The organism is Streptomyces marokkonensis (assembly GCF_039539045.1).
GTDB classification, from domain to species: domain Bacteria; phylum Actinomycetota; class Actinomycetes; order Streptomycetales; family Streptomycetaceae; genus Streptomyces; species Streptomyces marokkonensis.
Window position 1 is genome coordinate 1 of the sequence record NZ_BAABCQ010000254.1, and the last position, 7,496, is coordinate 7,496.

5 protein-coding genes are annotated in these 7,496 nt (G+C 74.1%); 1 reads left to right on the forward strand and 4 read right to left on the reverse strand.

The window, feature by feature from the left end:
- On the forward strand, nt 1-738 hold a 738-nt coding region (locus ABEA26_RS33920; protein WP_345597632.1), incomplete at its 5' end, for a hypothetical protein.
- Between the two features lie 93 nt (nt 739-831).
- Here the strand turns inward: ABEA26_RS33920 and ABEA26_RS33925 are convergent.
- The 4 genes from ABEA26_RS33925 to ABEA26_RS33940 form a co-directional block, all read right to left on the reverse strand.
- Nucleotides 832-3,150, reverse strand: a complete 2,319-nt coding sequence (locus tag ABEA26_RS33925) for a xanthine dehydrogenase family protein molybdopterin-binding subunit (protein WP_345597633.1) — start codon at nt 3,148-3,150, stop codon at nt 832-834.
- Nucleotides 3,147-5,258 carry a 2Fe-2S iron-sulfur cluster-binding protein gene (locus ABEA26_RS33930; protein WP_345597635.1) on the reverse strand — a complete coding sequence of 704 codons (2,112 nt, stop codon included), beginning with the start codon at nt 5,256-5,258 and terminating at the stop codon, nt 3,147-3,149. Before ABEA26_RS33930 ends, ABEA26_RS33925 begins: the two co-directional genes overlap by 4 nt.
- Nucleotides 5,255-6,148, reverse strand: a complete 894-nt coding sequence (locus ABEA26_RS33935) for an FAD binding domain-containing protein (RefSeq protein WP_345597637.1) — start codon at nt 6,146-6,148, stop codon at nt 5,255-5,257. Before ABEA26_RS33935 ends, ABEA26_RS33930 begins: the two co-directional genes overlap by 4 nt.
- Nucleotides 6,149-6,465: 317 nt before the next feature.
- Nucleotides 6,466-7,496, reverse strand: a 1,031-nt coding sequence (locus tag ABEA26_RS33940) for a beta-N-acetylhexosaminidase (protein ID WP_345597638.1), incomplete at its 5' end; no start/stop codon positions are given.

Consider the following 7,496-nt stretch of genomic DNA (forward strand, 5'->3'; position numbering starts at 1 on the left):
TTGCGATGCCTACGCGATGACCTCGGACTCCCCCTGCCGGCGGTGACCGGCCCCCTGGACGAGATCGAGCACCCGATCTTGGCGAAGACCGCTGAGCAGTTCGCGGCGGACGATGCCAAGCATGAGCGCATCCGCGCTGTCGATGACCAGGTGTTGTTCAAGGTGAAGGTCCAGCGCTGGCGCGGGGCGGTCTGGGTGGACGCCGATCTCCCGTGGCTGGTGGCGGCCGGCCGCCGTGAGGACGGCTCCACCGACGACTTCTACGCCGCTCTCGAAGCTGACGGCAAGACCGCCCGAACCCGCTACAACGCCGGCAACGCCGACGCGCTCAAGTCCGCCACGTACACCGCCCACTTGCTCCCCACTCGCGAGGACCACGTCCGCTATCGCGCCGAAGCGGGAGTCCGTTTCGTGCGGCGACTCCGGACTGCGGTTCTGACCCTGAGCCGTGCCACCCTCCGGGACGGTCAGGAGCACACAGTGGATTTCGACACCTTCACCGTCGGCCTTCAGGTCCGCGCCGACGACGGCCACGAAACGTACCTCGCGGTGCGGATCACGGGTTCGGTCCCGCCGAACCTCACCACCTTGATCCTGCGCAACGTCCCCGGCTGCGAGGCCGACGGCTGGTACCCCGAATACGCCCTGCCGGAGCGGGACCTGCTCCCCGCCGAACAAGCCTGGTCCAACCTGATGGACCCCCGCGAGGCCGCCCGACTCCTCGACACGGAGCCGTAGTAGCCGGAAGCGAACAAGACCCAGGTCGCTGACCAGGGCCTTCATCATGGAGCGGGTGACGAGAATCGAACTCGCGCTCTGAGCTCGGGAAGCTCAGGTGCCGGTCACCACCGCGGCCTGCGGCCGGATCGGGAGCCGGTTGACCGGGCGTCCCGTGGCCGCGCGCACGGCCGAGGCGACGGCCGCCGGGGAGGTCACCACGGGCACCGCGCTGACCGCCTTGGCGCCGAACGGGGCGACCACGTCGCGTTCCTCGACGAGCTTCACGATCCGGATGTCCGGGGTGTCCAGCGCGGTCGGCAGGGCGTAGCCGGTCAGGTCGGGATGGCGGATCAGGCCGCGCGGGGTGCGCAGGTTCTCCGTGAGCGCGATGCCGACGCCCTGGGTCACGCCCGCCTCGATCCGGGCGGTCAGCTGCGCCGGGTTCAGCACCCGGCCCACGTCCTGCGCGACGGCCAGCTCCACGACCCGCACCGAGCCGATCTCGACGTCGACGTCCACGACCGCGCGGATCGCGCAGAAGGCCATGCCGACGAAGGCGTCGCCCTGGCCGGCCTCGTCCAACGGCTCGGTCGGGTGCGGGCGGCACTGGGCGGTGGCCCACAGTTCCTTGCCTTCCAGCGCCTCGCCGACGGTCGTCGACAGCACGCCGTCGTACGAGGTGATCTTGCCGTCGGCGATCTGGAGCAGCTCGGTCGACATTCCGAACTGGTGTGCCAGCGGCTGGAGGAGCTGGGTGCGGACCATCTTGGCCGCCCGTTCCACCGCGCCGCCCGACACCCAGGTGTGACGGCCCCGGCAGCCGGCGCCGGCCGGGGGCTGGTCGGTGTCGACCGGCGCCACCTGCACCTCGTCGACGCCGAGGATGTCCTGGACGATCTGCCGGGCCAGTGTGGAGAAGCCCTGCCCGGTCTCGACCGCCGCGCACAGCACCGTCGCCACGCCGTCCTGGACCTTCACGGTGGCCGTGGAGACCTCGTCCGCGCCCTCCGCGCCGAGCATGTGCACCATGCCGATGCCGTAGCCCACGCCCCGGCGCACCGCGCCCGGCTCGCCCGCGCCCTCGGGGCCGCCGGGCAGCAGCCACTCGTCCTCGGGCGTGTCCTTGGGCAGGGCGGGAAGCGGGAAGTCGCGGACCGCCTGGAGGAGTTCGGCGACGGGGGCGGGGCAGGTGACCGTCTGGCCGGTGGGGAGCACGTCGCCGGTGGCCAGCACGTTGCGCAGCCGGACCTCGGCCGGGTCCAGACCGAGCTTCTTGGCGACCTTGTCCATCTGCGCCTCGTAGGCGGCGCACACCTGCATGGCGCCCTCCCCGCGCACGTGGCCGGAGGGCGGGTTGTTGGTGCGTACGGCCCAGCCCTCGATGAAGGCGTTGGGGACGACGTACGGGCCGCAGGCGAAGGCCACCGCGGCGGCCAGCGCCTCCGAGGAGGTGTCGGCGTAGGCGCCCGCGTCGAGCAGGATCTGCGCCTCGACCTTCACGACCCTGCCCTCGGCGTCCGCGTGGTGGCGGTAGCGGAGCAGGGTGGGGTGCCGGTGGACGTGGCCGAGGAAGGACTCCTCGCGCGTGGCGGTCAGCTTCACGGGGCAGCCGGTCCTCAGGGCCAGCAGGCCGAGCGGCAGCTGGAAGCTCTGGTCCTCGCGGTCGGCGGTGGCGCCGGGCACCCCGGTGACGACGATCTTCACCTGTTCGGGTGACAGGCCGTAGCAGGACGCGGCCGTGTCGCGGTCGGCGTGCGGGTCGGTGGAGGCCAGGTACAGCTCCACGCCGCCGTCGGGGCGCGGCACGGCCAGGCCGGCCTCGGCTCCTATCGGCGCCGGGTCCTGGCGGCCGATGCGGTACAGGCCCTCGACGACGACCTCCCCGGCCGCCTCCGGGTCGCCGTGCCGCAGCGGGATGTGCCGGATCAGGTTGCCGTCGGGGTGCAGCGGTTCGGCCTCGAAGGCCTGCTCCGGGTCGGTCACCGGGTCGAGCGCCTCGTACTCCACGATGACGGCGGCGGCGGCCATCCGCGCGGTGTCCGGGTGGTCGGCGGCGACGGCGGCGATGGGCTCGCCATGGTGGCGGACCACCTCGGAGGCGAACACCGGGCGGTCGGCCCGGCCGCCGCGCCCGTGCGACGGGGCGCCCGGGACGTCCTCGTATGTGACGACCGCCCGTACGCCGGGCATCTCGCGCGCGTGGGTGGTGTCGATGGACACGATGCGCGCGTGCGGGTGCGGCGAGCGCAGGACGGCCGCCCACAGCAGGCCCTCGGCCCACAGGTCGGCGGCGTACGGGAAGGTGCCCTCCGTCTTCGCGCGGGCGTCGGCGGGCGGCAGGGACGCGCCCAGGCCGTGCGGGATCGACTCGGGGGCGGGGACCGCCTCGGTGGTCCCCGCGGCCTCCGCAGTCGCGGCGTCGTTGCTCACGCGTGGCCTCCGTCCTGGACGTGCGGGCCCTGACCGTGGGCGCCCTGGCCGTGGGGCCGGTCGTCGTAGGGCTGGTCTTCGTAGGGCTCGTCGCCGTAGGACTCGTCGCCGTAGGACTCGTCGCCGTAGTGCGGCTGGTCGTGCGGTCCTTGGGAGTGGGGTTCCGGTGCGTCCGGGTTGCCGGGAGGTGTCCCGGGCGGGCCCTGGGGTTCGAAGGCCGACGGGTTGACGCCGCCCGCGCCCGGACCCGCCTGGTGCGGGATCCGGAGCTCGTCGGCGTCCGTGGCGTTCGCGTCGGCGGCGGCGTATGCCTCGCGCTCGGCGACGACCTCCTGGACGGCGTCCAGGACACCCCGGTAGCCGGAGCAGCGGCACAGGTTGCCGCACAAGGCCTGGCGGGCCTCCAGCTCGGTCGGCGCCGGGTTGCCCTCCAGGAGGTTGTGCACGGTCATCGCCATGCCGGGCACGCAGAAGCCGCACTGCACCGCGCCGCGCCGGGCGAGCGCCCGCTGCACGTCCGACGGCCGGCCGTCGGCGGCGAGGCCCTCGACCGTACGCACCTCGCTGCCTGCGCTGGTCACGGCCGGGACCAGGCAGGAGGCGACCAGCCGTCCGTCGACCTGCACGTTGCAGGCGCCGCACTCGCCCTGCGAGCAGCCGTCCTTGGCGCCCGCGAGGCCGAGCCGCTCACGCAGCACGTACAGCAGCGACTCGCCGATCCAGGCGTCCGTGACGGGCCGGTCGGCGCCGTTGACGCGCAGCACGTACGAGGCGAGGGGGTGCTCCTCGTGCGGACCGGAGGGGGCGTGCTCCTGCGGGACGGCCGGGTCGACCTCGGAGGCGGCCGGGTCCCAGTCGTGTTCGCGGTCGCGGTCGTGTTCGCGGTCGCGGTCGCGGTCGTGTTCGCGGTCGCGGTCGTGTTCGCGGTCGGTTTCGGCCCGCGGGCCGGTGTGGGGCTCCCCCTCCGAGTCCCGGTCACTGCCAGGGCCCCGGTCACCGTCACCCTCAGGGGCCCGGTCCTGCCCGGGCTCCCGCGCCTGCTCCTGTGCGGCGGCGACCGCTGCCGGGCCCTTCACGGGCTCCTCGGCGGCCGAGGGGGCGGATTCCACCTCCTCGACCCCGACAGCGCCCGCGGACGGCCCTGAGGGGCCCTCAGGCGCCTCCTCGGCCTCCTGGTGCTCGTCGATCGCCGTCCCGTCGGCCGCCGTGGCCCGGCCGGCCGGAGGGCCGGTCTCCACGACGGGCTCGGCGGCGGGCTCGGCGACGGATGCCGCGGGCGTCTCCCCGTACGGACCGGCGGCCGGCCCGGGCGTCTCGGGTGCGGACCGGCCCTCGGCCTGCCGTTCCCGACCGGCCGGCCCGGTCTGCGCCGTGCGGTCGCCCCACGGCTGTCCGGCCTGCTGGGTCGCCCAGGGCGCGGGCGCGCCGCCGGGCAGGGTGGCGGGCGCGGTGCCGCCCCACTGCTCGGCCAGGGAGGACTGGGTGAACTCGCCCGACTCGTCCGGAAGGTCGCCGTCGGCGACGGGAATGGACCACTGCCCGGTCACGTCCTGCCCGGGCACGTCCTGGCCGGGCACGTCCTGCCCGGGCATGGCACCGGTCCGGGCATCGCCCCCGGCCCCGGCCCCGGAGAAGTCCCACTGGCCGGTGGCCCCGGGCCGGTACGTGAACGGGTCGGCATGCCCGCCGTTCGGGTCGTACACGGCGTTCGGGTCGTACGGCACGCTCCCGCCGTACGGGTCCTGCTGCTGGTATTCGGCGTACCCCTGATGAGCGGCGGACTCCCGCCCCGCGTCGGGGACCTGCCACTGCGTGCCGTCCACGGGTGCGGACGGCAACGCCCAGGAGCCGGTGGCCGCCGGGTCGGTACCGGCGGTCGTGGCGGGCGTGACCGTGATCTGCGGCGGCACGTAGCCGTGCCCGGGCGCGGCGAGCGGGCTGTCGGCGGATGCCATGAGCGCGTCCACGCCGCCCTCGGGGAGCTTCACGAAGGCGGTGGCGCCGTCGTCGTAGTCGCCCTGGGGCAGCGGGTCCCAGCGGCCGCCGCTCGGGGGCGTGCCCCCCGGGTGCTGATCGCTCTGCCGGTCTCCGTGCTGGTCGTCGGTCACGACAGCGCCCTCCCCAGTGCTCGTCGGGCCAGTGCGGCGACGGTGCGCCGCAGGTGCGTCACGGCCGGCGGGAGTTGCGGTACGGAGCCGTCCTCGGCCGGGGCCGCGTCGGGGATGCAGGCGGCGGCGACGTACTCGCCGAAGGCGCTCAGGGCCTCCGGGACGATCGCGCGGCCGTTGTCCCAGTCGATGAGGGAGGCCACCCACTGCTCGGCCTCCAGGGGCCGCAGCGGCATCGGCGCGATGGCGCCGACGGCGCACCGCACCCCGCGCCGGGCGGGGTCGAGGACCAGCGCCACGGAGGCCGCCGCGCGGCCCGGGCCGGTCCGGCCGGTCGCCTTCAGGAAGACCTGCGGCGCGTGCAGCAGCGGCACGCGCACGTAGCCGATCAGTTCGCCCGCGCGGAGCATCTCCATACCGGCCAGCAGGTGCGACACCGGCATCTCCCGGCGGGCCCCGCCCGGACCGGCGATGATCAGTGTCGCCTCCAGCGCGGCCAGCACCGGCAGCGCGTCGCCGGTGGCGGCGGCCGAGGCGATGTTGCCGCCCAGGGTGCCCGCGTTGCGGATCTGCGGCGGTCCGGCGGCGCGCGCGGCGGCGGCGAGCGCCGGGATGAGCGCGGCGAAGTCGGGGCGCCCCATGCGGGCGTGCGTGAGTCCGGCGCCGAGCAGTGCGTGCCCGTCCTGGTACTGCCAGCCGCGGATCTCGCTGATCCGGCCGAGGCCCACCAGCGCGGCGGGCCTGAGCTGGCCGGAGTTGACGGCCGCCATCAGGTCGGTGCCGCCCGCGACCGGCACGGCGGCGGGCATCGCGGCGAGTGCCGCCACCGCCTCGTCCAGTGTCGTGGGCAGCGTGACGGCCTGCGCCGCCTGCGGTGCGTGCGTGGTCAACCCGACTGCCCCTTCCCGCTGTCCCACCTGGTCCCGCCCATGTGGCCGTACGGTACGACCTCACAGGGCGGACGTGGCAACTCTGGCACATCTTCGCAGCACCCGAACGCGGGGGTCCGCTAGGAGGCTTTCACCCGCCTCGTCGACGAGATGGACCGTTTTCGTACGCATCTGCGTCAATCGGCCGACAGTCGGAGATGCGCGCGTTGAACCAGAGTTGCCACTCTCCAGTGAGGTTTCGGGGCGTTTTCCATGTTTACGCGCCTCGTTCACGCGCCTTCCTCACGCGCCTTCCTCACGCGCCTTGCCCGGATGCCTCACTTGTTCGGCGGCGGCCCGTCGATCGGCCGGCCGAGCACGCCGGGCCGCCGCTGCCAGGGCAGTGGACCGCCGGGCGGCCGGTAGGCGACGCCCAGGGCGTCGAGCCGCCGGTAGTGGGCGGCCATCCGCCGCTCGAACCCGGCGAAGTCACGCTCGCCCGGTGCGGGCAGAGCGCTCCAGGCCACCTCGGCGAAGGCGGCGAGCCTCGGGAACGTCTGGTAGTCCACCCGCCCCTGGTTCTCCATCACCTCGCTCCACACGTTCGCCTGGGTACCGAGCACATGTCCGGTCTCTGCCGGGGTCAGCTCCGTCGGAACCGGCTCGAACCGGTACACGTCCTCCAGGGTGCGCACGAAACCGATCGGCACGGGCTCGTCCTCGCCCGCGTGCTGCCGGTGGTCCAGGTACACCTGCTGCTCCGGGCACATGACGACGTCGTGCCCCGCGCGCGCGGCGGCGACCCCGCCCGCGTACCCGCGCCAGGAGGACACGGCCGCGCCCTTGGCCAGCCCGCCCTCCAGGATCTCGTCCCAGCCGATGAGCCGGCGTCCGCGCTCGGCGAGCCAGGTGTCGAAGTGCTGGATGAACCAGGCCTGGAGCCCGTCCTCGTCGTCGAGTCCGAGTTCCCGGATGCGCGCCTGCGCGGTCGCCGAGCGCCGCCACTGGTCCTTGGGGCATTCGTCACCCCCGACGTGGATGAACTCCGAGGGGAAGAGCTCCAGCAGTTCCTCGAACACGCCCTCGTAGAAGCGCAGCGTGTTCTCGGTGGGAGCGAGTACGTTCTCGCAGACGCCCCAGGTGTCCCAGACTGTGAGGGAGGCGGTGTCGACGACGTCGGTGTTGCCCAGTTCCGGATACGCGGCGATGGCGGCCTGCGAGTGGCCGGGCGAGTCGATCTCGGGGACGACGGTGATGTGCCGGTCGGCGGCGTAGGCGACGATCTCCCGGATGTCGTCCTGGGTGTAGTAACCGCCGTGCGGTTTGTCCTCCCAGAGCGGCGAGGCCCGGTGGGCGAAGTCGGATCGTA